Below are 26,134 nucleotides of genomic sequence, written 5' to 3'. Positions count from 1 at the left end.
ATCCTACGTCCTATTTCCTGCCGAGCGCTGCAAGCATCTTGCCGAGGCCGCCGCGCCGGGCCTTCTTCATCGTCACGCGGCCGGTCAGAAGATGTGCGAGCTGCGAGAAGGTTTCAGCAGCCGGCGCTTTCTTGTCGATTTCGGCGATCATCCGCCCGCTGTTCGAAGCGTTACCGAACAGGGCAGCATCGAAGGGAATGATGGCCGCGGCTTCGATTTCCAGCGAATCACAGAACTCGTTGGCGGCGATCTCCGGCCGTTTCGGCATGCCGACCTGGTTCAGCACCAGGTGGGGCGGCTTGTCGTTGGGGCGCAGCCTCTTCAGGGCGTCGAGCAGGTTCTTGGTGTTGCGCAGGCTCGCAAGGTCCGGGATCGCCGTGATCACCACCTCGTCGGCTTCGCCGAGCACGGACCGTGTCCAGTCCGTCCACAGATGCGGAATGTCGAGAACGGAGACGGGGGCGCTGCGCTGCAGGATCTCGAGGATGGGGTGGAAAGCCCCGGTCTCGAAATCATAGGCGCGGTCGAGCATCGAAGGTGCCGCAAGCAGCGACAGGTGCTCGGAGCACTTGGTCAGCAGGCGATCGAGAAATACCTCGTCCAGGCGCTCCGGCGCAAAGACCGCCTCGGCGATGCCCTGCGGCGGATCCTGGTCGAAATCGATGTTGGCGGTGCCATAGGGCAAGTCGAGATCAGCGAGAATCGTTTCGGTCGAGAATAGGCTGGAGATGCCCCAGGCGCAATTGTGCGCGATCACGGACGATCCACAACCGCCCTTCGCACCGATGAAGGCGATGCTTCGCCCCAAGGGCTCGGCATCCGGGTCGACGAAGATCGCCGAAACGGCAGTGAGAATGTCCGGCATCGAGACCGGCGCGACCATGTATTCGGAAATGCCGTTGCGGATGAGTTCGCGGTAGAGCCCGATATCGTTGTGCTTGCCGACGAGGATCACCTTGGTGCTGGGGTCACAGACTTCCGCCAGCGGCGCCAGTTCGGTCAGCAGCGACCGAGGTTCCGTCGCCGTCTCGAGAATGATCAGGTTGGGCGTCGATACGGTCGCGAACATGTTGGCGGCGGCATCGATGCTGCCGCTGTTGATGCGCAGGCTAACTTTCGCCATGCGCCGATCCTGGCCGCACCGCTCCATCAGCTGCAACATCGCGTTGCTTTCGCAAAACGCGTGGATCGAAATCCGCGGCAACGGACGAACCTGCTCCAGATCGCTCATACGCGCATCGAAGGACGGGTCGTCCCCCTCGGTGCCAGTCTCGATCCTGTAATCGATGGTACTCATCTTTTCATCCAGCCGATATCAGTTGAAGGTGATGACCGTGCCGTCCTTCTTCTCGGTTCCACGCCAATCCGTGATCACCTGGCCGCGTTGCTCGGCGTCGATCGGCGACATCTGACGCGGACCGAGGAGGTCCGTCGGGTTGGCAAGCTGGGCCGCCAGGTTCGATTGCGAGGCGCAACCGAAGTTGTAATAGTTCTTGTTTTCCAAGGTGTTGAGGTTCAGGTCTTCCGGCCAGGTGCCGCAAGGTCCCGTCTGTGCCGTGATCGCCACATAGCTCAGACGGATAGGGGCCGCGTCGCCATAGGGTCCGGCGTCGTAGCTCGTCTCCAGCAACCTCTTGGCCGGTACGCCTGCATTCACCAGCACGCCGCGGATTTCCCGGCGCATCGCCTGGGCGGCGTGGCTGTTGGCAGCGCCCCGCGGCATCATGATCTGCACGACGCCGCTTGCCGAGTTGCGATAGTCGGCCGCAAAACCGGCGACGACATCGCGCGTACCCTGAGTAAGACGGCGATCGCCCGAGGCGATCGGGATGTCGATGACGCGTTCCCCCTCGGCGAGCACAATCGGATGCCGGGTGCGGTAGTCATCGGGGATGGAGCCAGTCGCGAGATTGTCCCTCGTGCCGCAACCGGCAAGCAGGGCACCGGCCAGCACCAGGACGGCTGCCCGGCTCATGCGACGGATGAATGTTCCGGACGGACCTGAGGACATGGCGTTCGGCCTTTCGGAATTCACGTGGAAATCGGTTCGAAGCGTCATGACCCAGCCTATTTGTAGATGAAGCCAACGTTGCCGTGGTAACGGCCTGCCGGAGCGGCCGCTTCCGGCCGGCCGTAAATGCGGTTCACGCGGCCGAGGAAGTAGCTGTCGAGATCGTTGGCCGGATTGAAGTTGTCGTCGGGTCGGGAGATCGCACTTCTGGCGACCGGACGGACCAGATAAGGCGTGGCGATGATGACCAGTTCGGTCTCGTTGCGCACGAAGTCCTTGCTGCGGAACAGCGTGCCCAGCACCGGGATCTTCGAAGCGCCCGGCAGGCCGGACATCGCCTGGCGAATGTTGTCCTGAACCAGGCCGGCGATCACGATTGAACCACCGGACGGCAGTTCGACGCTGGTCGATGCCTCGCGCTTGCGGATGCCGAGGAAGGTGTTGCCAGGGATCGCGTTCCTGCCGTTGCCGGTGACGACGGATCCCTCGTAGGTAGGCTCGGAGACGTTCGTCTCGATCTTCAGGCTGATGCGCCCTGGGCCGAGGACGACCGGCTTGAAGTTCAGGCGGATACCGTATTCGACATCGTTGACTTCGCGTGTAACCTTTTCCTCGCCGGTCTTGTCATCAATCGTGACTTCCTGGGTTCCGGGCAGGCGAAACTCGCCGCCGACGTAGAACTTGGCTTCTTGGCCCGAAATCGCCGTCAGGCTTGGCTCAGCCAGCGTCCGCATGACGCCAGCCTGCTCCATCGCGTTAATGTAGCTGGAAATCACTGTGCCGCCGACCGTCTTGTTGATGATCGCGTTCACGCCGACGCCGACCGCATCGCCGAGGTTGGCCGGATTTCGGAAAGCAATCCCGCTTTCGCCGTCGCCAACACGGCCGTTGAAGCCGAGCTGTTTCAGCACCTGGCGGCTGACCTCGGCCACGGTGACCTTGAGATTGACCTGGTCGTCGCCATCGATAGTCAGGAGATTGACGATCTGCGACACCTGGCGGTCTTCGGCGAAAATATCGGCGTCACCATTGTTGCCCTGGGCCGTGATGTTGCGCGTGGTCGCCTCACCGCCCTGAAGAAAGGCCTTGGCAAGGTCGACGGCACGGGTGGAATCGAGCGGTGTGCGCACGGTGCCGGTCAGCACGATGTTGTCCGAGACGATCTCGACATTGATATCGGCGTCCGGAATGAAGCGGCGCAGGTTGGACTGAAGGCTGGAGACGTCGCGCTCGACCTCGATGTCGAGGGAGACGATCTCCTCGCCATTGGGACCGAAGACGAAGATGTTGGTCTGGCCGACGGACTTGCCGAAGAGGTAGATGCGCCGCGACGTACGGGTCACGGCGTCGGCGAGAGACGGGTCGGCAACGAGGATATCATGCGCGTCTGCAGGCAAATCGACGACTACGGCCTTGTTCAAACCGAGGCTGACCTTCTTCTTCACGCCGGGGCCGCTTTCGACGATGCGGACGACCGAGGACGCGCCGGCAAACGCTTCCGTCGGCGCCGGCAGATACATGCCGGTAACCGCCAGGCAGAATGATAGGCCGGCTGCGACAGACGCCCGAAATTTGTTTCCGCTCCGTTTCACCTTATGCCCCGTTCTCACCTGGTTCCTGCTCGTGTCTGTCATTGCTGCGTCTGGCCGACCGTTCCATCGCCCTTGACGATGGAGCCGGACTTGATGACCTGAATGTTCGGTTGGCCGTCGCCGCTCAGCAGATAGTCCGCGGCGTCCGTGTCAGACTCCTGCGCGTCGGCGACGCTTCGGAGCGCCAGCGAAATACGTTCCGCCATCTGCTGCGCGACCGTCATCACTTTCGACTGGTCGGGCGTAAGTTCCAGCGTGGCCGTGGTTCCAACCACCGCCTTGGTGCCGTCATCCTTTTCCTCGACCTGTTGGTCGATCGCGAGCACACGCACATTGCTGAGCACGGTTTCGGTCAGGTAGAGTTCGCCATCACCCTTGCGCACCATGATCACGTCGACGCGGTCGTTCGGCAGGATGAAGCCACCGGCACCGGTTGCGACCGTGATTTCGGTCGCAACGGCGCGCTTGCCGGCCGGCAGCAGCGACGACATGATGCGGCTGGACGAATCTGCCACCTTTTCGTGGCGCACGGGTTCGCCGTTGAAGATCGGCAGACGCACGACGGCACCGCTCAGATCATCGATCGCGGTCGGCTGATTTTCTTCGGTAATGATGCCATCGACCACGCCGTCCTTCGGCCAGGCCATCCATTGGATGCTGTCGCCGCCCAGTCGCGATCCGACGGGCAGGCTCTTGCTGGCGACAAGCACATTGACGGTGGGGGCACGCTCGACGACCGGTTCAGCCATCTGTGGCGCAGGCGCGCCCGTCAGCCTCATCGCCAAAAGACCGGCCATCGCAGCCGAGAGAACGGCCACTGCCAGTATGATGATGCGAACCGGTTTCATGATTGTTTCCGAGCCCCGAAAAAATGCCAGGCTCAGATTGATCAGGAATTGGTGTAATTATGGTTAACGGATTACTTATGAGCGCAGTTAACAAAAGCTGACCAGTCAGCTCAAATGCCTCTCAAGTGAGCCGCGCGAAGGCCGCCTCCATAAGCGGCGACGAGGGATAGGCGGCAAAGCCCCCAAGCGCGATCGCGATCCCGTAAGGAATTTTCTTGGCCGTGAGCAAAAGCTGCGGGAAAGGAATGCCGCTCGCAAGGATCGTATCCTCCTGCTGGCGCAACAAAAGCACCGCGAGCGTCAGCACGCCGCCGAAGATCGAGACATAAAGCAGGAAGGCCGTCAACGACGACGTCAGGCCGAACCAGATGGCGCAGGCCGTCAGGAGCTTCGCGTCCCCGCCGCCCATCACGTTCGTCGCAAACAGGGCAAAACATGCGGCAAAGACTGCGGCGGCCGCGAGCAGATGCAGGCCGATCTCGGCGAACCCCAAGCCGGACATTGGCGCCACCAGGAAAAAGGCACCAAGCAGGATCACCGAAACACGGTTCGGGATCGTCATCGTCAGCAGGTCGGAAAACGCCGCAAATCCCAGGCAAAAAGGGAAGACCACGAATATGGCAGCTTCAATCATGCTTCCTGCCTCCGAAGTGAGAGCAAACAATCTGCGATGCCTGCTGGCTTCCAGATAACAATAGAGCCGCCTTTTGGGGGCGGCTCCATTACAGGTTCTTGCGAAACCTGTTCGTCAGAGCTTGCCGGACGTGCTCGTCGTGATCTTGCCACCGATCCCGTTGAACGTGGAATCTAGCGAGTTCCCGAGCGTGCTTGCACCAGCAATCAGGGCGACGGAAATGAGAGCCGCGATCAGGCCATATTCAATGGCAGTCGCGCCGGTTTCATCCCGAAGCAGGCGATGGAAAATCTTCGTCATGCGAATTTCTCCTCGCTTGCTTTCCCGATTAGAGCTTGCCAGCCGTGGTGCTGGTCAGCTTGCCGCCGAGGCCGTTGAACGTGCTGTTCAGCGAGTTGCCGAGGGTCGTTGCGCCTGCGATCAGGGCAACGGAGATGAGCGCGGCAATGAGGCCATACTCGATGGCGGTCGCGCCGGACTCGTCCTTCATCAGACGGGCAAAAATCTTCTTCATGATGATTCTCCTACTTCACGTTTGTTGTTCAGCACTTCCGCCAACTGTTGCCGTTGATCGGATGAACCCCAAACTAGTCCTGGCGCATTGCCATCGACTTAAAGAAGGCGGTTACCTGAAGGTTAACGAAGCATCCCTGATTTTTGGGTAAACGAACAGAAAACGGCGAAGCCTCTGCAAGGCCTCGATAGAATCGACTTAACGGTTCGTTCACCAAGAGCGGTGAATATGGCGTGAACACCACCTAGGGACCCGCCATGACCACGCCATTCGCGACCGGCCGAGCCGCCATATTCGCATTCGCGATCGCCGCCCTCGCCCCATCGGTTGCCGCCGCGGCCGAAAGCGACATGATGCGTGTGTATATGGATCATGCGCGCGTATTGAAGCTCGATCGCCCGGTCAGCAAGGTCATCATCGGCAATGCCGAGGTGGCGGACGCGACGGTTGCGGACGCCCGTACGATCGTCATTACCGGCCGCAACTTCGGAACCACCAACCTGGTCATCCTCGATCAGGACGGAAACGCCATCGTCGACGAGCGGATCCTGGTGTCGATCGACGAAGGTAACACCGTGCGCGTCTATAAACAAACGTCCCGCACCGTGCTCTCCTGCACGCCAAATTGTGAGCGTCACGCGGAACGCAAAACCACAGGTAGCACCAATTGATTTTTATGGGTTCGAAGCGCGTGGTTCGTTAAAATGCGCACCATCCCTGAGAACGAAATATCAATGGTTGCTCCATAATCTGCCGCCCGTCTGGCGTAACATGATGGGACGGCGCAATGAACATCGAGCAGGCAACATGGCGGCCGAGCGGGGCCGAAAAAAGGCGAAAAGGCATTTTCAGCCGCTTCCTTCGCGACCGCAAAGGCACGACGAGTATCGAGTTCGCCATTCTCGCCCTTCCCTTCTTCGTGGTGATCTTCGCCTCGCTCGAAACCTTCGCCGCCTTCTACGGCGACCAGCTCCTGGCGAATGCGACGGAGACGATGGCGCGCAAGGTCCGCACCGGTCAGATCACCTTCCAGCAGGGAAAACAGACCGACATGAGCGAGGCTCAGTTCCGCCAGGCGTTCTGCGACGAGATCTCGGTCCTGATGAAGTGCTCGGCCACTGAAGCCGGCCTACCCTCGCAATTCTATCTGGACGTCAGGGCGGTCAGTGATCTCAGCAAGTTTCCCGTGCTGATCCCGCGGAAGGCCGATTCCACCGACATCGACACGACCGGCTTCAAGTTTGCTCCTGGCGGCCCCGGCTCCTTCAACGTGGTTCGCGCCTATTATCGCTGGAGCGTCTTCACGGACCTCGTCAGGCCGTTCATCACCAACCTGCGGCCCGCCGGCTCAAGCATGCCGAAGGACTATCTCATGGTGGCGACCGCCACCTTCCGCAACGAGAGCGAGTGAGGCGCCCCCGATGCCGTATTCCGCGTTAGAAATCCTGCGCCTCAAGCCGATTACCAAGACACTTGGCGCGCTACGGCGCGACAGAAGCGGCGTCGGTGCGGTCGAATTCGCGATCGTCGCCCCGCTGCTGGTGATGGCCTATCTCGGCGCCTTCGAACTCTCGGTCGGTTTTACAGTTGCCGGCAAGACCGCGCGCGCCGCAAGCGCTACGGCCGACGTCGTCGCGCAGCAGACGGAGGTCAACAAGGCCTTCCTCGCCAACGTGCCGAACATCGCAAAGAGCATCCTGGCGCCCTACGGAAATGCCAACTACACGCTGAAGATCAGCGGCATCGCGGTCACGAACACCAATGAGGGCACGATCCTGTGGTCGCGCGATCAGGCAGGCGGCACGCCCTATGCCGTCAATACGAAGGTCTCCCTGCCCGCCCAGTTCACAGCGACCAACTCCTTCGTCATTCGCACGGAACTGACCGTACCGCACGAACTCCTGCTCTATGCGCCCAACCTTCAGGCGACGGCAAAGACCATCGATCTCTCCAAGACGGCCTACTTCCACGCACGCCTCTCCCAGCCGATAAAATGCTCGGATTGCTGATCAGACAGACATGCGGCGCAATTGCATTGAGCAACGAGCGGCGCTATCCCTTCGAGATTGCGCGGGTGCCCTAGCGGGCGTACCTGCGCTTTTCCGGAGGTCTCGGGCCGCGATCGCCGCGCGCCCGCTGTCAGGTGCATCATGGCGCGTGCCTTTCTATTCGTTCTCGATTCCTTTGGCATAGGCGGAGCGCCGGACGCCGAAGCCTTCGGCGATCTCGGTGCCAACACGCTTGGCCATATCGCCGAGTTCTGCGCTATCGGCGCTGCCGACCGGCCCGGATTGCGCGAGGGCCCGCTCAGCCTGCCGAACATGTCCGCGCTTGGCCTGATCCACGCGGCAAAGCTTGCGACCGGCACCATTCCCCAGGGCATGCCGGTGCCCAATCGCGTCTATGGCGCCTATGGTGCGGCGAGCGAAGTATCGCGCGGCAAGGACACGCCTTCCGGTCATTGGGAAATCGCCGGGACCCCCGTCATGTTCGACTGGGGCTACTTCTCCGCCGAAGGCGACGCCTTTCCGCCGGAGCTCGTCGAAGCGATCTGCCGCGAGGCCAACATTCCCGGCATTCTCGGCAACTGCCACGCCTCCGGCACCGATATCATCGTCCGCCACGGCGAGGAGCACATGCGCAGTGGCAAGCCGATCTGCTACACTTCGTCGGACTCGGTCTTCCAGATCGCAGCGCACGAGCAGAGTTTTGGCCTCGACCGCCTGCTCGAGCTTTGCCAGATCGTTCGCCGCCTGCTCGACCACTACAATATCGGCCGCGTCATCGCCCGCCCCTTCGTCGGCGCGAGCCCGCAGACTTTTGTGCGCACCGGCAACCGGCGCGACTTTTCGGTGTTGCCACCGGAGCCGACCATCCTCGACCGGCTGGTGGAGGCCGAGCGCTCGGTTCACGCTATCGGGAAGATCGGCGACATCTTCGCCCATCAGGGCGTGACCAAGCTGACCAAGGCCGATGGCAACATGGCGCTCTTCGATGCCAGCATTGCAGCCATCGACGAGGCCGAGGACGGAAGCCTGGTCTTCACCAACTTCGTCGATTTCGACATGCTCTACGGCCATCGTCGCGACGTTGCCGGCTATGCGGCTGCCCTCGAGGCCTTCGACGCGCGCCTGCCCGATCTCGACCGTCGCCTGCAGCCGGGCGACATCGTCATCCTGACGGCCGACCATGGCTGCGACCCGACCTGGCGCGGTACCGACCATACGCGCGAGCGCGTGCCGGTGCTGATGTTCGGGCCGTCCCTGCGCAGCCGCTCGCTTGGCATTGCCAATACCTTCACGCATATCGGCGAAACCGTCGCCAAGCATCTCGGCATCGCGCCGGGCCACCATGGGAGAAGCCTCATTTGACCGCACATCTGAAGAAGGCGGAACTGCATTGCCACATCGAGGGTGCGACGCCGCCCGAACTGGCTTTGGCCCAGGCCGAGAAATATGGCGTCGACACCAGCGCAATCATCCGCGACAAGGCCTATGTCTGGGAAGACTTCACCAGCTTCGTGAAATGCTACGACGCCATCGCCTCGCTGTTTAAGACCGAGGAAGACTACGCGCTGCTCGCGGAAGCCTATCTGACCGAACTTGCCGAAGCCGGAACGATCTACAGCGAAATCATCGTTTCGCCCGACCACGGCAACACGATCGGCCTGGGTGCCCACGCCTATCTCGAAGGTCTTGCCGCCGGAATGGAAGCCGCCCGGCAGAAGACCGGCATCGAATCGCGCATGCTGATCACGGGCATCCGCCATCTCGGCCCGGAATCGGTGATCAAGACGGCCGAATTCGCCGCCAGGCGCGAACACAAGTTCGTCACCGGCTTCAACCTTGCCGGCGAAGAGCGCATGCACAAGGTCGCCGACTTCGCGCGCGCCTTCGACATCGTGCGTGATGCCGGCCTCGGGCTGACGATCCATGCGGGCGAACTCTCGGGCGCCTTCAGCGTTCGCGACGCGCTCGACCACGTGCGCCCGTCGCGCATCAGCCACGGTGTGCGGGCGATCGAAGACGCGGATCTGGTGCGGCGCCTCGCCGATGAGGGTGTGGTGCTCGAGGTCTGCCCCGGTTCCAACATCTCGCTTCAGGTCTTCCCCGATTTCGCGTCGCATCCGCTGTGGGCCCTGCACGAGGCCGGCGTGCGCGTCACGCTCAATTCCGACGACCCACCGTTCTTCCACACTTCGCTCGCCCAGGAATACGACATCGCCTCCGCGGTGATGGGCTTCAGCGACGATGAGATCAACGGCATGACCAGGACCGCGATCGAAGCCGCCTTTGTCGACGAGGCGACGCGTCAGCGGTTGCTGACGCGGATCTAGGGGTACAGGTCGCGATTTGCCGGCTGGGGATGACGGTCTCCGGTCGGCCAATACCCTTGCGGCGACGGCGCATTCCATGGAAAAAGGACGGATACAAAAAATCCGGAAAGGTGAGCCATGAACGGCGTTACAGTGATCGATCATCCGCTTGTGCAGCACAAGCTGACCATCATGCGCAAGAAGGAGACCTCGACTGCGGGTTTCCGCCGGCTTCTCCGTGAGATCTCGACGCTGCTCTGCTACGAGGTGACGCGCGATCTAGAGCTGACGATGGAGCGCATCGAAACGCCGCTGCAGGAAATCGACTCGCCGGTCCTCGAAGGCAAGAAGCTTGTCTTCGCCTCGATCCTGCGCGCCGGCAACGGGCTGCTCGAAGGCATGCTCGAACTCGTGCCTTCGGCCCGCGTCTCCCATATCGGCGTCTATCGCGACCATGAGACGCTGGAGGCGGTGGAATACTACTTCAAGGCACCGGAGAGCCTGTCAGAGCGCCTGATCATCGTCGTCGATCCGATGCTTGCCACCGGCAATTCCTCGATCGCGGCGATCGACAAGCTGAAGGAGCGCGGCGCCAAGAACATGCGCTTCCTCTGCCTGCTCGCCGCTCCTGAAGGCATCCGCAATTTCCAGAGCGCGCACCCGGACGTGCCGATCTTCACCGCCTCGATCGACAGCCACCTGAACGAACTCGGCTACATCATGCCCGGTCTGGGTGACGCCGGCGACCGCATGTACGGCACCAAGTGATTTTCAGATCCTTAACCAGGATCTGAAATCGATGAGAAAACCGTCGGATCCCGGCGGTTTTTTTATGTCGTCTTAGGCATCATCGGCTCTACTTGCACGAGCATAAGTTCGATTAAGAGGTGATGTCCATGCTCGTCCGTCTGCTGACATTGGCCGGCGCTGCGGCAGTCGCGGCCATCGTGGTCCCGAACCTTGCGACCAGGTTTCTGTCCCACCCAGACAACGGGAAGGTCACTCAGGTAGCTGCAGCCCCGCCGACGACCACCGCGAAATACGCGATGGGGCGCAGCGTCGTGCTCGACGCCGACGACAGAGGGCACTTCATTGGCACCTTCCGCATCAATGGGCGAACGGAACGCGGACTGGTCGATACCGGCGCCAGTGCGATCACTATCAACTTTTCAACCGCAAGGCGGCTCGGGATTTCGGCGAACACGCTCGACTTCGCCGCGGCACGTGTCAACACGGCCAATGGCATCGTCGGGGCAGCGCCGGTGGTCCTCAGCCGAATCGAGATCGGCGGCATATCGGTGCGCGACGTTCAGGCGCTGGTGCTTCCGGACAAGGCGCTCTCGGGGACTCTGATCGGCATGACCTTCCTGAACCGGCTGTCCTCTTTCCGTGTCGAGGACGGCGACCTGCATCTGGTCAGGTGATTTTCGCGAGGATCGGGGACCTCGTCTCCGGCTCGACCTCATCGATCGTGTAGAGTGCCAAAAGGCGTCGCCGGGCCGCTTCCGCCGCCTGCTGGTCTGCCGCGTGAACGAAGGCGATGAGATCGCCCTTCGCGACCCGCGTTCCAAGCGGCTTCAGCGCATCGAAACCGACGCGGTGATCGATCCTGTCGTCTGGATGCGAACGCCCGCCGCCGAGCGCGATGACGGCCATGCCCAGTTCCCGCGTCTCACAGGCGGCGAGATAGCCGGACTGCTCGGCTTCGACCGGCAGAATGACCGGCGCACGTCCGAGATAGGCGACCGAGCGCTCGATGAAATCCGCCGGGCCACCCAGCGCATGTACCATCTTCCCGAACCGTTCCAGTGCCGCTCCGCTGCCAAGCACTTTGCGCGCCTGGGCTTCACCCTGTTCGGCATCACCGGCAACGCCGCCGGCCACCAACATTTCGGCGGCAAAGGCGAGCACGACGGTTTCAAGCCGCGTTCCCTTCTTCTCGCCTCGAAGGAAAGCCAGGCAATTGTCGATCTCCAGTGCATTGCCGGCCGCGTCTGCCAGGGGCTCGTTCATGTCAGTCAGGAGTGCGGAGGTGCGAACGCCGGCGCCATTGGCAACGTCGACCAACGAGCGCGCCAGGATTTCGGCCTCACGCGCATCGCTCATGAAGGAGCCGTTGCCGAGCTTGACGTCCAGCACCAGCGACTGAAGGCCGGCCGCGAGCTTCTTCGACAGAATCGAGGCCGTGATCAGCGGTACCGAATCGACGGTCGCAGTGACATCGCGGATCGCATAGAGGCGCTTGTCGGCAGGCGCGAGATTAGCGGTCTGGCCGATGACCGCGCAACCGATCTCGTCGACCGTCCTGCGGAAGACACTCGCCGACGGCTGGATATCATAGCCGGGTATGGATTCGAGCTTGTCGAGCGTGCCGCCGGTGTGCCCGAGGCCGCGCCCTGATATCATCGGCACGGCGAGCCCGCAGGCGGCAACGATCGGCGCCAGCATCAGCGAGACGTTGTCGCCGACACCGCCGGTCGAATGTTTGTCGGCAATGGGTCGTTTAATGGCGCTCCAGTCGAGTGTTTCGCCGCTATCGCGCATCGCCAATGTCAGCGCGACGGTCTCCTCGCGGCTCATGCCGGAGAACCAGATCGCCATGGCGAAGGCGGCGACCTGCCCTTCGGAGATCGAACCATCCGACAGGCCGCGAACGAAATCCGCGATCTCGGCCGAGGCGAGGTGCTCGCCGTTGCGTTTGCGCCTGATGGTTTCCTGCGGAAGCATCGTCACCCGCGCACCGCGTCGGCCGCGATCATGTCGGCGAGGATCGCGGCAAGCCGCTTACCGCCGATCGGCGCCATGTCCTTCGTCTCGTGATGGCTGATCTCGCCACCGGTCATGCCGGCGCCGAAATTGGTGATGACCGAGGCGGCAACGACGCGGAGGCCGAAGAAGCGCGCGAGGATGACTTCCGGAACCGTGGACATGCCGACCGCATCGGCGCCAAGGATGCGCGCCATGCGGATCTCCGCCGGCGTTTCGAAGCTCGGTCCGGAGAACCACATGTAGACGCCGGCGAGAAGCGGAATGCCGAGGCGCTCGGCGCTCTCCTGCATTCTTTCCGCAAGCTCGGCATCATAGGCATTGGTCATGCCGACGAAGCGATCGTCGCTGTCGACGCCGATCAGCGGGTTGAAGCCCGAGTAGTTGATGTGGTCGGATATCCGCATCACCGATCCCGGCGGCAGATCATCCCGCAGCGATCCGGCGGAATTGGTCAGCACCAGGCATTCGATGCCGAGCGCCTTCAGGGTTTCGAGCGGGACGCGCATCGCATTGGCGTCGCCCTGCTCGTAGTAGTGGACCCGACCAGACAGCATGACAACAGGCACGCCCGAGAGCGTTCCGGCCACAAGTTCGCCGGCATGGCCGGAGACGCTGCTGACCGGGAAGCCCGGGATTTCGGCGTAGGAGAGGCGCAACGTCTCGTCCAAAGCCTCGACCAGAGAACCGAGGCCGGAGCCGAGCACGATGCCATAGCGTGGAGAGAGGTCCCCGAGCCTGGCTTTCAACAGTTCAGCGGCCGCGGTCATCCGAGAATCTCGGTCTCGAAGCTGTGCGGCAGCAGGTCCGACAGTGCCAGGGTCTTTTTCACGCCGGTCTCGTCGCACAGGAAGATGCGCGTGCTGGCGCCGGAGAACTCCGCCAGCCGCTGGCGGCAGCCGCCGCAGGGCGGGCAGAGCGCCAGCTTCTCGGCAATGACGGCGACTTCCATGATCTTGCGCTGACCGGCCATGACCATATGGCTGATCGCGGTGGTCTCGGCGCACCAGCCCTCGGGGAAGGACAGGTTCTCGATGTTGGCGCCGGTATAGATCTTGCCGTCCTCGGCGCGGATCGCCGCGCCGACCGGAAACTTCGAGTAGGGCGCATGCGCCTTGGCCATTGCGTCACGCGCGGCTTCGAACAGTTCCTTTTCCATGGTTCTAGCGCTCCTTGACATAGGGGACGCCGCCGGCCTTCGGCGGAATGGCCTTGCCGATGAAACCGGCAAGCAGGATTACGGTGAGGATATAGGGCAGCGCCTGCATCAACTGCACCGGCACCTGGCCGATCAGCGGCAGCGGATTGCCCTGCAGACGGATGGCGAGCGCATCTAGGAAGCCGAAAAGCAGGCAGGCGAGCATGATGTTGAATGGACGCCACTTGGCGAAGATCAACGCTGCCAGCGCGATATAACCCTTACCGGCGGTCATTCCCTTGACGAAGCCGGCGGTCATGGCCAGCGACAGATAGGCACCTGCAAAGCCGCAGAGAATGCCGCAGCAGATGACGGCGCGATAGCGCATCCAGATCACCGAAATACCGGCTGTGTCGACCGCGCCCGGGTTCTCGCCGACGGCGCGCAGCCGCAGGCCGAAGCGGGTGCGGTAGAGGATCCACCAGCTGAGCGGCACCATGGCAAAGGCGACATAGGTCAGGATGAAATGCCCGGAAAGCAGGTCCGAATAGATCGGACCGAGGATCGGGATTTCGCGGATGCTGTCGGCATAGGGGAAGGTGATCGTCTGGAAGCGCGCACCTTCGCCGAGTGCCGGCGTGCGGCCGCCCTGGCGGAACCAGGCCTCGCCAAGGATGACGGTCGAGCCGGCGACGATGAAGTTGATCGCGACACCCGAGACGATCTGGTTGCCGCGCTGGGTGATCGACGCATAGCCGTGCACCAGCGACAGCGCGATCGAGATCAGGATGGCGGCAAGCAGCCCCATCCAGACCGACTGGGTGACGGCCGCAACAGCGCCGGCGGCAAAGGCAGCACCAAGCATCTTGCCTTCAAGGCCGATGTCGAAGATGCCGGCGCGCTCGGTGAAGAGCCCTGCCAGCGCTGCGAAGATCAGCGGGACGGATACGCGGATGGTGGACTCGAGGAGCACCACGATGACGTGGAAGAAATCCATGGCTTCAAGCTCCCTTGGTCTGTGCCACGACGGCCGCACGGCGGCTCTGCATCGCAAACAGCCGGGCGATCGCCGGCCTGAACATGTTTTCGAGTGCACCGGCAAAGAGAATGACGAGACCCTGGATGATCACGATCATGTCGCGCGAGATCGACGGCATTTCGAAGGAGATTTCGGCTCCGCCCTGGTAAAGCATGCCGAAGAGAATGGCGGCCGGGATGATGCCGGCCGGATGCGAGCGGCCCATCAGCGCCACGGCGATGCCGACGAAGCCTGCGCCCTGCACGAAGTCGAGCTGCATGCGCCCCTGCTCGCCCATGATCGGATTGAGCGCCATCATGCCGGCAAGCGCACCGGATATCATCATGGTGATGACGGTGATGCGGCTTTCACTCATGCCGGCGTAGCGCGCGGCCGAAGGGCTGTGGCCCATGGTGCGCATTTCATAGCCGAGCTTGGTGCGCCAGATCAGAAGCCAGACGCAGAAGGCCGCGACGAGCGCCAGCAGGAACGAGACGTTGAACGGCGCCGTACCGATATCCAGCCCGAAGATCGCGAGCAGCCAATCGAGCTTGGGCAGTTGCCCGCCTTCGGCGAAGGTGCGCGTCTGCGGCGACATCGAGCCGAGCGGCTTCAGCACCCGCGTCAACAGGTAGACCATCAGGCTCGAGGCGATGAAGTTGAACATGATCGTCGTGATGACGATGTGGCTGCCGCGCTTGGCCTGCAGCCAGCCGGGCAGGAAGGCCCAGGCAGCGCCGAAGAAGGCGGACCCGAGGATCGCCAGCGGGAACACCACGAACCACGGCATCGTCTGGTCGAGCCAGAGGCAGGCAAGCGCCACGCCGATACCACCGACATAGGCCTGGCCTTCGCCGCCGATGTTGAAGAGGCCGGCATGGAAGGCGACTGCGACGGCAAGACCGGTGAAGATGAAGGTGGTGGCGTAGTACAGCGTGAAGCCGAGATATTCGCCGCGGCCGAAGGCGCCGTTGATCAGGTGATAGGCCGCTTCCAACGGATTTTCACCGACGAGCAACACGACGAGACCGGCGACGAGGAAGGCAACAGCGAGGTTGACCAGCGGGACGAGGCCGTATTCGACCCAGCCCGGAAGCTTAGCATAGGGGGTGCTCATTCTGCGGCCTCCTTGCGGCCTTCAACGCCGGCCATCAGCAGGCCGAGTTCGCCCTCGGTCGCATCCGGATCGCGCTCGCCGACGACACGGCCGGCAAACATGACGAGGATACGGTCCGACAGGGCGCGGATTTCATCGAGCTCGACGGAGACCAACAGGACAGCCATGCCCTGGTCGCGCATCTCGATGATCCGTCTATGGATGAATTCGATGGCGCCGACATCGACGCCGCGCGTCGGCTGGCCGATGATCAGCACATCGGGCCCGCGCTCCATTTCACGCGCCAGCACGATCTTCTGCTGGTTGCCGCCGGAGAAATTGGCGGTCTTCAGCCGCGGATTCGGCGGGCGGATATCGTATTCGGCGATGCGCTGCTCTGCGTCCTTGCGGATCGCATCGACGTTCAGGAAGACGCCGTTGAGGTAACGCTTGTCGTGATGATAGCCGAGGATCGCGTTTTCGCATTCCTCGAACTTCAGCACGAGACCGACATGGTGGCGGTCTTCCGGCACGTGGGCGAGACCACGATTGCGCAGTTCGGAGGGGTCGGCGCGGCCGGTAACGTCGATGGGCTTACCGTTGAGAAGCACGGAGCCCGACACGGCGCGACGAATGCCCGAAATCGCTTCGAGCAGCTCGGATTGGCCGTTGCCGGCAACTCCGGCAATGCCGACGATCTCACCCGCCCTCAGGTTGAAGGAGACGTTGTCAACCATGGTGACACCGCGGCCGTCCTTGACCGTCAGCCCCTCGACCGCGAGCTTCACCTCGCCGGGCTTGGCCTCGCCCTTTTCGACACGCAGCAAGACGCGACGCCCGACCATGAGTTCGGCAAGCTCTTCGACCGAGGTTTCAGCCGTCGTGCGCGTTGCTACCATCTCGCCGCGGCGCATGACCGACACCTCGTCGGTGATCGCCATGATCTCGCGCAGCTTGTGGGTGATGAGGATGACGGTCTTGCCCTGGTTCTTCAGCTGTTCGAGCACCCGGAAGAGATGGTCGGCCTCAGCCGGCGTCAAGACGCCGGTCGGCTCGTCGAGGATCAGGATATCGGCCCGGCGATAAAGTGCTTTCAGGATCTCGACGCGCTGCTGCAGGCCAACGGGCAGTTCCTCGATGACGGCATCCGGATCGACTTCTAGCGCATATTCGCGCTCCAGCCGCTTCAGCTCGACGCGCGCCTTGGCAATACCTTTGTTGAGGATCTGGCTGTCCTCGGCGCCGAGCATGATGTTTTCGAGCACCGTGAAGTTCTCGACCAGCATGAAATGCTGGTGGACCATGCCGATGCCGGCGGCGATCGCCGCATTCGGATCGCGGATCGCTACGGGTTTTCCGTCGACGAGGATTTCACCGCTATCGGCCTGATAGAAGCCGTAGAGGATCGACATCAGGGTCGATTTTCCCGCACCGTTTTCGCCGATGATGCCGTGGATCGTCCCTTTGCGGACTTTTAGATTGATGTTCTTGTTGGCGTGGACCGGACCGAAACTCTTGTCGATCCCACGCAGTTCGATGGCAATATTGTCCATATTGGCCTTGCGATCCCCAAACTGGCCCGCTTCGGCATTCTTCCCAGAAACCGTGCCGGCGATTTTTTTACCATTTGGTCTAAGTTTATCATCGATTTTTCGGGGCGAAAGCCCTCAACCGTGATCTCCTTATACTCTCATCAGATCGCTGGTGAGAGTCCAGCGTGAATATACACAGGCACTTGGACGCGAAAAACCGGCGACAACGGGTGCCGCCGGTCCTTCATATTGGGATTATTTGGTGGTTCTCAGACGGCTCGTACGGGCCGAAGCAGCCTGAGGGCATTCATCGTGACGAGAACGGTCGCACCGGTGTCGGCGAGGATCGCCGGCCAAAGGCCGGTAACGCCGATGATCGTCGTCACCAGGAAGACCGCCTTCAGGCCAAGCGCAATCGTGATGTTCTGAACGATGTTGCGCATCGTCGAGCGGGAGAGCCGGATCATCGCCGCGACGTCGCCGACACGGCCGTGCAACACCGCCGCGTCCGCCGTTTCCAGCGCCACATCGGTGCCGCCGCCCATGGCGATACCGATGTCGGCCGCGGCCAGCGCCGGCGCGTCGTTGATGCCGTCACCGATCTTGGCGACGTTGAAGCCTTCCGCCTTCAGTTCGCGCACGATGCGTTGCTTGTCCTCGGGCAGGAGCTCCGCACGGACTTCCATGCCGAACTGGCGGCCGATCGCTTCGGCCGTGCGGCGGTTGTCGCCGGTCAGCATGACGACGCGGAGGCCGGCGTCCGTGAGCGCCTTCACACCAGCCGCCGCATCCGGCCGGGGCTCGTCACGCATTGCAATGGCACCGGCAATCACGCCACCGGCGACCAGCACCGAAACGGTCTTACCTTCATCGTTGAGCGCGGCGACGCGCGCCTTTTCGTCTGCCGTCAACGGCGTCCGCTCGGCTGCGGCCTTCGGCGAACCGAAGAACAGCGCGATGCCTTCGACGGTCCCTTCCAGCCCCTTGCCGCCCACCGCATTCACGGTGGCGATATTGGGGATCGCAACGCCATCAGCCGTGCTGCGCTCCAGGATGGCCCGGGCAAGCGGGTGGCTCGATCCCTGCTCCAGCGCTGCGGCAAGACGCAGGACCTCCGCCTCCGACCGGCCGAAGCCGACGATATCCGTCACCTTCGGCTTGCCTTCCGTCAGCGTCCCGGTCTTGTCGAAGGCGGCGGCCGTGACTTTGCCGACATTCTCAAGCACGGCGCCGCCCTTCATCAGCAACCCACGACGGGCGCCGGCCGAAAGGCTGGCGGCGATCGCTGCCGGTGTCGAGATGACGAGCGCGCAGGGGCAGCCGATAAGGAGAATGGCAAGACCCTTGTAGATCCACTCGTCCCAGAAGCCGCCGGAGAGAAGCGGCGGCAGCACCGCCACAAGCGCCGCGACGACGACGACACCCGGCGTATAGTAGCGCGAGAAGCGGTCGATAAAGCGCTCGGTCGGCGCCTTGCTTTCCTGGGCTTCCTCCACCATGCGGACGATGCGCGCAATGGTGTTGTCGGCAGCGGCGGCCGTGACCCGCACGCGCAGCGCGCCGGAGCCATTGACGGTGCCCGCAACCACGGTGTCATCGACTTCCTTGCGCACCGGCGTGCTCTCGCCGGTAACCGGCGCTTCGTCGACGGCACTTTCGCCGGAGAGAATGACTCCGTCAGCCGGAATGCGGTCGCCGGGGCGAACGAGAATGACGGCGCCCACGCTCAGCGTTTCGGCCGGAACCTCATCCAGCCGCCCATCGCGCTCGACGAAGGCGGATTTCGGAACGAGCGCCGTCAGCGACTGGATGCTGGCGCGCGCCTTGCCGGCGGCCACGCCCTCCAGCAGTTCACCGACCAGGAAGAGCAGGACGACCATTGCCGCCTCTTCCGTCGCGCCGATGAAGACCGCGCCGATCGCGGCGATCGTCATCAGCATCTCGATCGAAAACGGCGTGCCCATGGTCGCAGCGACAAAGGCGCGCCGCGCAATCGGCAACAGGCCGACGAGCATGGCGAGGGTAAAGATCCAGGGCTCGGTCGCCGGGATCGTCTTGCCGACCGCATAGGCGGCAATCAGCGCCAGGCCGCTGGCAATCGTCAGCTTGCCCTTGCCCGACTTCCACCAGGGGCCGCTCGTCGGGCCGTGGTCATGACCGTGAAGGCCCATCGCTGCCGCGGCTGTCTCGCCCTTCTGGCTGGCGTTACCCTCGTGATGATGGGCGTGCTCATCGTGTCGATGACCATGATCATGGTCATGGTCATGGTCATGACTGTGATCGCCGTGATCGTGGTCGTGGTTATGGTCATGATCGTGTCCGGAGCAGACATGCGCCGCTTTCCGCTCCGACGCCTGGCCTGCCTGGATCGGATGCAAACGATAGCCGAGCTTTCCGACCCTGCTCACAATCGACGTCGCAAGATCGTTTTCGTCGGCAAACTTGACCGACATGGTGCCCGCCGACACAGAGACCGATACGTCCTCGACGCCCGACAGCCGGCGCACCGCCGTATCGATCTTGGACGCGCAGGACGCGCAATCCATGCCCTCGACGCGATAACGGGCTTCCCGAATAGTGCTCGCCATAACCTGCTCCTTGCAAATTCTGAAGCAAGGCTACGACCTCTAGCAACTAGAGCTACAAGGCCAAATTGCTGCGTGATTGCAGATTTTTTGGCGAATTATCGCGACAGGAAGCGGATGACCCAGTCGGCAATGCCCCGATAGGGCGGTTTCACCAGGTCGCTCGGCGCCGGATCGAGTTTCCTCAGCACCGGCATCGCCTTGGAGAAGGTCAGGAACCCGTCGCGCCCGTGATAGTGGCCCATGCCGCTGGCGCCGACGCCGCCGAAAGGCAGGTCGTTGCAGCCGAACTGGTAGAGCGTGTCGTTGACGCAGACCCCGCCGGCGACGATGCGTGACAGGACGGCCTCGATTTCAACGTTATCGCGACTGAAGCAATAAAGTGCCAACGGGCGGTCGCGATCGCGCACATAGGCGATGGCTTCGTCGATGGAAGCGTAACTGACGATGGGAAGGATGGGCCCAAAAATCTCCTCGCCCATGACGGCGCTGTCGTGGTCCGGATCAAGCACGAGCGTCGGCAGCAGGACGCGTTCCCGCGCTATCGCGTCTGCTGCCCCTTCGAGAAGGGAAACCACCGGATGACCGCGCGCCTCGGCATCCGCAATGAGCCGCTTCAGGCGCTCGTACTGGGCGTCGTTGATGATCGACGTGTAATCGTCGAGACCACGCTTCGACCGATAGCGCGCCACAGCCTCCCGTTTGAGCTGCTCCACGAAAGCATCCCGCCTGCTCTCATGGATCAGCACATAGTCGGGCGCGATACAGGTCTGCCCGGCGTTGAAGAACTTTCCGGTCGCGATGCGCGCAGCAGCCTTGGCGAGGTCTGCGGCTTCGCCGACGATCGCCGGCGATTTGCCGCCGAGCTCCAGCGTGACAGGTGTCAGGTTCTGCGCGGCCGCCGCCATCACCTTGCGGCCGACGGCGGTCGAGCCGGTGAAGAACAAGTGATCGAAGGGAAGGGCGGAGAAGGCTGCCGAAAGCTCGGCGGCCCCCAGGGCAACAGCCACCCGTGTCTCGGGAAAGACTTCGGCAAGCAGCGAGCGAAGGAATTCCGCGGTGCGCGGCGTGTGTTCGGACGGCTTCAGGTACACGTGGTTACCGGCCGCGATCGCCGCCACCAAGGGGGCAAGCGCCAGGTTGACCGGGTAGTTCCACGGCGAAATGATACCGACGACACCGAGCGGCACGAAGCGCACTTCGGCCTTCGCCGGCCATAGCTTCCAACCGGCCTTGCGTCGTTCCGGCCGAACCCAGTGTTTGAGCTTCGCCAGCATGTGGTCGATCTCCGAGAGTACGACACCCCCTTCGCCAAGCAACGTCTCATGCCGGGCGCGATGACCAAAATCCTCTTCGATCGCCTCGCACATCTCCTCCATGCGGGCACGCAGGCGGTCCCTGAGCCGGCTCAGGTCCGCACGGCGTTGTTCGACGGACGGCCGGTTGTCGCGCCAGGTCGTGCGTAGCCCGTCGAAAGTGGCATGGAGACCTGCGGGGTTGTCAGTGGCTATGGTCATCGGTCGAGCGGGCAAAGAACCATTGGGCTGCGTAGTAGGTGCCAAGCACCCAGAGCGCGTTGAAGGGGATCGCGAAGCGGAAGCGGCCATAGGCGAGTATGCTGTCACTGATCAGGAACAACAGGCCGCCATAGGCGGCGAGCCGTGCCGCCGTTGCCCGGGGCGTTCCCGAAAGCTGTCGGGCGCGGGAAATGGCCTGAGCCGCCATTGCTCCAAGCGCCAGGGCGTAGATGATGACGGGAATGCGCATTTCGTCAGGAAGCGAGGTCCAGAGCCCACCGACAACGGCGAGCGCAACGAGGGCAAAGGCCGCGAAGATGCCTTTGCTTTCGGCAAACTTGGCATCACGGGTGAGTGCGTAAATATAGGTGCAATGGGTCAGCAGAAAGCAAACGAGGCCTGCCAGGAAATAATCACCCGGCAGCATAAGAAAGACATCGCCGGCCGCCGCGAAGACGAGACCGATAGCAACGGCCCAGGCATAGGCGCTGGGTGTTTCAGAGATCGTTCGCAACACCACGACGAGAAGCAGCAGCGTCGCCGTCGGCTTCGTCAGATAATGCAGCCAGCGCCAGGGAGAATCGTCGGGGGCGGCAAGCAGGCTGCCGAGGATCGCCAAAGCGGCGCAGACGAAAAAGAGCACGTGGACGGGCCGGCTTCGGTGGACGTCCAAGGTTCCCTGATAACTCATGTCGCGCCACTCCCGCCCTAAGGCCGCGTTTCGACTCTGTTCCGGCCACGGCGATAGTTTCTATTTTTGCGCGATTGTCCAGCGGGGGCGCGCGGGCATATCGAGCAACACTACACTCCTGACGGACTATTGCGGACATCGCTCCGCTGGTGAACCGTCCGAAGCGCGGCAGGATTGCCATTTCGCCGGCGGCTGGCTCATAGTGCGTTCCATGATCGCCCATTCCGCCAACGGACCGCAGCCAAGATCGGCCCCCGAACTCTTGCTGCTGCACGCATTGCCGCTCGACGGTTCCATGTGGGCGGAGCAGATGCATCTGCTGCCAGACGCAACCCATGCTCCGACCCTCTATTCTTCGGGAGAGACGATTGACGCATGGGCGCGGGCCGCACTCGAACCGCTGAAGGGCGACAATATCATCGTGGTCGGCTGTTCCGTCGGCGGATCATGCGCGCTCGAGGTCGCGACCATCGCACCGCAACGGGTCTCGGCGCTGGTGCTGATCGGCACGAAGGCCAGGCATCATCCCGATCCGACTTTCCATGCCTCTGCGCTCAGGCTGATTGACGAGGAAGGCCCGGAAGCTGCCTGGGAATCCTATTGGGCGCCGCTGTTTTCCCGCACCACCGGTGCGGCGACTGTCAACCGGGCGAAAGAAATGGCGTTACGATCCTCGGCGGCGGAGATAGCAAGGGGCGTTACCGTGTTTCATACGCGGCCGAGCCGGGATCACTGCCTCTCGACGTTTCCAGGGCCGATCACGATCGTGTCCGGAGCGGACGACGTCGCTCCGGGGCCAAGGGCGAGCGCCTCACAGGCCGCAGCCGCGATCGACGGCCGTTTGCACGTCCTCCGTGAGCGTCCGGTGAGCGGATTTTGCTGAGCGAGCCAGTTAGGCGATGTTCTGGCATTAGAACCAGCATTAGTGCTGACACTAATATCAGATCTGAGAGGTTGGCATGGCTCGCATGGAGATCATTTCCGGCGTTGAGCGTAGGCGGCGGTGGTCGAAGGAAGCGAAGCTGGCGATATTGGCTGAAGCCGATCAACCGGGCGTTCGCATTGGTGACGTCGCTCGTCGCCATGACATTTATCCTGCGCAGATCCGTTTATGGCGGAAAACGCTTAGCCACTTCGATGTGTCAGCGACGTTCCTTCCGGTCCACCTGGTCAACGAAGTAAGCCTCGGGCAGATGCCGGCGGCCGGCGGGGCGCCCGCGCTTATCAAGATCCAGCTACGAAATGGTCGCAGTTTGAAAGTTCCGGCGGACATTGAACGCAAGACGCTGTCATCGTTGATCGCGTGTGTTGAGGCTGCATGATCGGGCCGACAGGAAATGTGCGGGTCTACTTGGCTTGCGGGGTGACCGATATGCGGCGCGGTATCGATGGTCTGTCTGCTATGGTCGAGGCAGTGATCAAGGAAGCGCCGGGTTGCGGAGCGATCTTCGGCTTCCGTGGAAAGCGCGCCGACCGGATCAAGCTTCTTTGGTGGGATGGCCAGGGGTTCTGCCTATTCTACAAGATTCTCGAGCGCGGATACTTTCCTTGGCCGACGGCGAAAGATGGCGTTGCGCATCTGACGCAGGCTCAGTTGTCGATGCTTGTTGAAGGCATTGACTGGCGCCGACCAGCGTGGACTTCCGCCCCTGGCCGCACGGGTTAAAAGCTATATTTTACAGTGACATCCGAGGCAAAACGCTAGTGCTTTCGCTGCAAATCGGCTATGTTTTTGGGCATGAAAGCACCCCCGCTGGACAGTCAGGACGAGCTATTGGCATTGCGCGCGCTCGTCGCTGAACAGGCGGCGAAACTCAGCGCACAAGAAGCCGAAGTCATCAAACGCGACTCGATCATCGGTCTTCTGCGCGCGCAGCTGGATCTGCTCCGACATCGGCAGCACGGCGCATCCTCGGAAAAGATCGATCGGAAGATTGAGCAATTCGAACTGATGCTCGAGGAGATCGAAGCCTCTCGCGCCGAAGCTGATGCTCGTTCCGGAAAAGGCCTGCTGCCAGATCTGGATGATACCCCCGACAAGCCGAAACGCAGGCCTCTGCCGGATGGCCTTCCAACTGAAGAGCGGGTGTACACAGCGCCCTGCAGTTGCCCGACGTGTGGTGGCAAGTCCTTCCTGAAGGCGGCCGACAGGGTGGTCCAGGTGATGGAGCATGTGCCGGCTTCTGTGAAGATCGTCCGGCATATCGAGAAGCGCATGGTCTGTAAGGACTGCGATACAACGGTATCGGGTGAGATGCCGACCTTGCCGATCGAGCGAGGCAAACCTGGACCAGGACTGCTCGCACACATCATGGTCGCCAAGTTTGACGATCATATCCCACTCTACCGTTTGTCCGAGATGTACGACCGGCTGGGGATAGACATCTCCCGGTCTGTCATGGCGGACTGGGTTGGCCGTGTGTCCGTTCTGCTCTCGCCCCTCATCTTGCTGATCAGAGCCCATATCGCCGCGGTCGACCGAATACACACGGACGATACGCCGGTCGATGTTCTCGACCCAGGACGAGGAAAGACGAAAACCGGCAGGGTCTGGGTCTATGTCTTCGATGGCAGCGGCTACCAGGATCCCACGCCCGGAGCGATCGCCTATTACTATAGCCCCGACCGAAAGGGCGTGCATCCGGCTGAACACCTCGCTCACTTCACCGGCGTAATGCATGCGGATGGGTATGCGGGCTACGGCAAGCTTTACGGCAACCAGATCATCGAAGCTGCCTGCATGGCGCATGTGCGCCGCAAGTTCCATGATGTGATCAAGCTCAAGCCATCTCCGATCGCCGACGAGGCACTGTCGCGCATCGGTGCACTCTACGATATTGAGGATCGTATCCGCGGCATGTCGGCTGACGAGAGGCGAACACTGCGCCAGCAACACGCCAGACCCATTCTGACGGACCTCAAGGCCTGGATTGAAACGACGCTTTCGACGCTCCCGCAGAAACAGAAGCTTGCCGAAGCGATGCGATACGCTCTCTCGCGATGGGCAGCTTTGAGCGTCTACGTTGACGATGGCCGTGTCGAAATCGATAACAACATAGCTGAGCGCGCCATGAGGCCGCTTGGAATTGGCAGAAAAAACTGGCTCTTCGCCGGATCAGACAAGGGCGGCGAGCGCATCGCCAATATCCTGACCATCATCGAGACAGCTAAACTCCATGGCCACAATCCAGAGACCTATCTGACAGACGTCCTGACCCGGATCCAGAGCCATCCGAAGGATCGACTTGAGGCACTGCTCCCGTGGCAGTGGACTCCGGCAAAAGACCGGTATGAGGCTGCGTGATGGCACGCTCAAGGATCATCTATACCCTCAAAGAGGTCGCTGAGATGATCGGCGAGAACCTCGAGTTGATCGAAGAGGTGACCGCCAACTCGGATAATATCAGCGAAGGCGAATTGCTTTATGTCCGCGACGGCAGCGAATACGGCACAAAGGGCCTGACCGAGAACGGCGTGGACGAGCTCCAAGATCTCCTCGCCGACATACGGACATGGGATGGTGGAATCCGCCAGTTTCTCGTCGATGAACAATGCGATCCGGATGTGGTCGAACGCGTTATGGCAGACGAGATGAAACGCGGCCTATAATATCGGCCTCTCGACCAAGCGAAAATGCCTTCGCCGGACGCTCACCGTCCTCCCGGCTTGCGGCCATTATGTCCCACTGGAGCGTGCGTTTGCGCTGAATGCCATCCTGGCGGACGTGATCGGTTTTTTGGCCCTTGCCTGAGCTTGCGACTTGCGCCTGTGTGCGCGCCGTTCAAACGTCAAAAAGCCCGCTGGATTTCTCCATGCGGGCTTTTTTTGATTTGGTTGCGGGGGCAGGATTTGAACCTGCGGCCTTCAGGTTATGAGC

28 protein-coding genes are annotated in these 26,134 nt (G+C 62.1%); 12 read left to right on the top strand and 16 right to left on the bottom strand.

Annotated elements, in window-relative coordinates:
- Positions 1-10 precede the first annotated feature (10 nt).
- From ASD01_RS27305 to ASD01_RS27275, 7 genes are all read right to left on the bottom strand, one after another.
- Positions 11-1,297, bottom strand: coding sequence for an AAA family ATPase (locus tag ASD01_RS27305; protein ID WP_034805058.1), 1,287 nt, complete (start codon positions 1,295-1,297; stop codon positions 11-13).
- A gap of 18 nt (positions 1,298-1,315) precedes the next feature.
- Positions 1,316-1,975 (bottom strand): CpaD family pilus assembly protein, encoded by a 660-nt coding sequence (locus tag ASD01_RS27300; RefSeq protein WP_034805061.1) that lies wholly within the window; start codon positions 1,973-1,975, stop codon positions 1,316-1,318.
- Between the two features lie 92 nt (positions 1,976-2,067).
- Entirely contained in the window at positions 2,068-3,645 is a 1,578-nt protein-coding gene (locus ASD01_RS27295) for a type II and III secretion system protein family protein (RefSeq protein ID WP_051659690.1), read from the bottom strand.
- Complete coding sequence (cpaB, locus tag ASD01_RS27290) at positions 3,642-4,451, bottom strand: Flp pilus assembly protein CpaB (RefSeq protein ID WP_034805067.1); 810 nt, start codon at positions 4,449-4,451, stop codon at positions 3,642-3,644. The genes ASD01_RS27295 and cpaB overlap by 4 nt, the downstream gene beginning before the upstream one ends.
- 121 nt (positions 4,452-4,572) lie before the next feature.
- Positions 4,573-5,085, bottom strand: a complete 513-nt coding sequence (locus ASD01_RS27285) for an A24 family peptidase (protein ID WP_034805070.1) — start codon at positions 5,083-5,085, stop codon at positions 4,573-4,575.
- A gap of 114 nt (positions 5,086-5,199) precedes the next feature.
- Complete coding sequence (locus ASD01_RS27280; RefSeq protein WP_034805073.1) at positions 5,200-5,385, bottom strand: Flp family type IVb pilin; 186 nt, start codon at positions 5,383-5,385, stop codon at positions 5,200-5,202.
- A gap of 28 nt (positions 5,386-5,413) precedes the next feature.
- Positions 5,414-5,599 carry a Flp family type IVb pilin gene (locus ASD01_RS27275; RefSeq protein WP_034805075.1) on the bottom strand — a complete coding sequence of 62 codons (186 nt, stop codon included), beginning with the start codon at positions 5,597-5,599 and terminating at the stop codon, positions 5,414-5,416.
- A 257-nt stretch (positions 5,600-5,856) separates the two neighbouring features.
- On the opposite strand from ASD01_RS27275, the gene ASD01_RS27270 reads away from it, so the two are divergent.
- From ASD01_RS27270 to ASD01_RS27240, 7 genes are all read left to right on the top strand, one after another.
- Positions 5,857-6,270, top strand: coding sequence for a pilus assembly protein N-terminal domain-containing protein (locus ASD01_RS27270; protein ID WP_034805079.1), 414 nt, complete (start codon positions 5,857-5,859; stop codon positions 6,268-6,270).
- Positions 6,271-6,386: 116 nt separating this feature from the next.
- On the top strand, positions 6,387-7,010 hold the full coding sequence (locus ASD01_RS27265) for a TadE/TadG family type IV pilus assembly protein (RefSeq protein WP_034805082.1): 624 nt from the start codon (positions 6,387-6,389) through the stop codon (positions 7,008-7,010).
- Between the two features lie 10 nt (positions 7,011-7,020).
- Positions 7,021-7,608, top strand: a complete 588-nt coding sequence (locus ASD01_RS27260; RefSeq protein ID WP_051659691.1) for a TadE/TadG family type IV pilus assembly protein — start codon at positions 7,021-7,023, stop codon at positions 7,606-7,608.
- 141 nt (positions 7,609-7,749) lie between these two features.
- Positions 7,750-8,970, top strand: coding sequence for a phosphopentomutase (locus tag ASD01_RS27255; protein ID WP_034805099.1), 1,221 nt, complete (start codon positions 7,750-7,752; stop codon positions 8,968-8,970).
- The gene (locus ASD01_RS27250) at positions 8,967-9,935 is read left to right on the top strand and encodes an adenosine deaminase (protein WP_034805102.1); all 969 of its coding nucleotides are present in this window, start codon (positions 8,967-8,969) and stop codon (positions 9,933-9,935) included. Before ASD01_RS27255 ends, ASD01_RS27250 begins: the two co-directional genes overlap by 4 nt.
- 117 nt (positions 9,936-10,052) lie before the next feature.
- Positions 10,053-10,682, top strand: coding sequence for a uracil phosphoribosyltransferase (gene upp, locus ASD01_RS27245; RefSeq protein WP_034805105.1), 630 nt, complete (start codon positions 10,053-10,055; stop codon positions 10,680-10,682).
- A 128-nt stretch (positions 10,683-10,810) separates the two neighbouring features.
- Complete coding sequence (locus tag ASD01_RS27240) at positions 10,811-11,338, top strand: TIGR02281 family clan AA aspartic protease (RefSeq protein ID WP_034805316.1); 528 nt, start codon at positions 10,811-10,813, stop codon at positions 11,336-11,338.
- On the opposite strand, the gene deoA is transcribed toward ASD01_RS27240, so the two are convergent.
- From deoA to ASD01_RS27195, 9 genes are all read right to left on the bottom strand, one after another.
- On the bottom strand, positions 11,331-12,647 hold the full coding sequence (gene deoA / locus ASD01_RS27235; RefSeq protein ID WP_034805112.1) for a thymidine phosphorylase: 1,317 nt from the start codon (positions 12,645-12,647) through the stop codon (positions 11,331-11,333). The genes ASD01_RS27240 and deoA overlap by 8 nt on opposite strands.
- Complete coding sequence (locus ASD01_RS27230; RefSeq protein WP_034805114.1) at positions 12,644-13,450, bottom strand: purine-nucleoside phosphorylase; 807 nt, start codon at positions 13,448-13,450, stop codon at positions 12,644-12,646. Before ASD01_RS27230 ends, deoA begins: the two co-directional genes overlap by 4 nt.
- A complete protein-coding gene (locus ASD01_RS27225; protein WP_034805117.1) occupies positions 13,447-13,839 on the bottom strand; it encodes a cytidine deaminase in 393 nt (130 codons plus the stop codon). Before ASD01_RS27225 ends, ASD01_RS27230 begins: the two co-directional genes overlap by 4 nt.
- A 4-nt stretch (positions 13,840-13,843) precedes the next feature.
- A complete protein-coding gene (locus ASD01_RS27220; protein WP_034805120.1) occupies positions 13,844-14,815 on the bottom strand; it encodes an ABC transporter permease in 972 nt (323 codons plus the stop codon).
- 4 nt (positions 14,816-14,819) lie between these two features.
- Entirely contained in the window at positions 14,820-15,953 is a 1,134-nt protein-coding gene (locus ASD01_RS27215) for an ABC transporter permease (protein WP_034805123.1), read from the bottom strand.
- Positions 15,950-17,485 (bottom strand): ABC transporter ATP-binding protein, encoded by a 1,536-nt coding sequence (locus ASD01_RS27210; protein ID WP_034805126.1) that lies wholly within the window; start codon positions 17,483-17,485, stop codon positions 15,950-15,952. The genes ASD01_RS27215 and ASD01_RS27210 overlap by 4 nt, the downstream gene beginning before the upstream one ends.
- 248 nt (positions 17,486-17,733) lie before the next feature.
- On the bottom strand, positions 17,734-20,052 hold the full coding sequence (locus ASD01_RS27205; RefSeq protein ID WP_060529496.1) for a heavy metal translocating P-type ATPase: 2,319 nt from the start codon (positions 20,050-20,052) through the stop codon (positions 17,734-17,736).
- 95 nt (positions 20,053-20,147) lie between these two features.
- On the bottom strand, positions 20,148-21,560 hold the full coding sequence (locus ASD01_RS27200; protein WP_034805320.1) for a coniferyl aldehyde dehydrogenase: 1,413 nt from the start codon (positions 21,558-21,560) through the stop codon (positions 20,148-20,150).
- The gene (locus tag ASD01_RS27195; RefSeq protein ID WP_034805132.1) at positions 21,550-22,257 is read right to left on the bottom strand and encodes a lysoplasmalogenase; all 708 of its coding nucleotides are present in this window, start codon (positions 22,255-22,257) and stop codon (positions 21,550-21,552) included. The genes ASD01_RS27200 and ASD01_RS27195 overlap by 11 nt, the downstream gene beginning before the upstream one ends.
- A 211-nt stretch (positions 22,258-22,468) precedes the next feature.
- Here ASD01_RS27195 and ASD01_RS27190 point away from each other — a divergent pair, with 211 nt between their 5' ends.
- From ASD01_RS27190 to ASD01_RS37020, 5 genes are all read left to right on the top strand, one after another.
- The gene (locus ASD01_RS27190; protein WP_060644804.1) at positions 22,469-23,140 is read left to right on the top strand and encodes an alpha/beta fold hydrolase; all 672 of its coding nucleotides are present in this window, start codon (positions 22,469-22,471) and stop codon (positions 23,138-23,140) included.
- 76 nt (positions 23,141-23,216) lie between these two features.
- Positions 23,217-23,579 (top strand): IS66-like element accessory protein TnpA, encoded by a 363-nt coding sequence (gene tnpA / locus ASD01_RS27185; protein ID WP_037126023.1) that lies wholly within the window; start codon positions 23,217-23,219, stop codon positions 23,577-23,579.
- Positions 23,576-23,923 carry an IS66 family insertion sequence element accessory protein TnpB gene (gene tnpB, locus ASD01_RS27180; RefSeq protein ID WP_060644803.1) on the top strand — a complete coding sequence of 116 codons (348 nt, stop codon included), beginning with the start codon at positions 23,576-23,578 and terminating at the stop codon, positions 23,921-23,923. Before tnpA ends, tnpB begins: the two co-directional genes overlap by 4 nt.
- A gap of 72 nt (positions 23,924-23,995) precedes the next feature.
- Positions 23,996-25,561, top strand: coding sequence for an IS66 family transposase (gene tnpC, locus ASD01_RS27175; RefSeq protein ID WP_082584711.1), 1,566 nt, complete (start codon positions 23,996-23,998; stop codon positions 25,559-25,561).
- Complete coding sequence (locus ASD01_RS37020; RefSeq protein WP_060644801.1) at positions 25,561-25,866, top strand: hypothetical protein; 306 nt, start codon at positions 25,561-25,563, stop codon at positions 25,864-25,866. Before tnpC ends, ASD01_RS37020 begins: the two co-directional genes overlap by 1 nt.
- Positions 25,867-26,134: the final 268 nt, after the last annotated feature.

It is taken from the genome of Ensifer sp. Root423 (genome assembly GCF_001426275.1).
Classification (GTDB): Bacteria; Pseudomonadota; Alphaproteobacteria; order Rhizobiales; family Rhizobiaceae; genus Ensifer; species Ensifer adhaerens.
The sequence above is the reverse complement of the archived record's forward strand: the minus strand, read 5'-3'. Positions and strand labels throughout refer to the sequence as shown.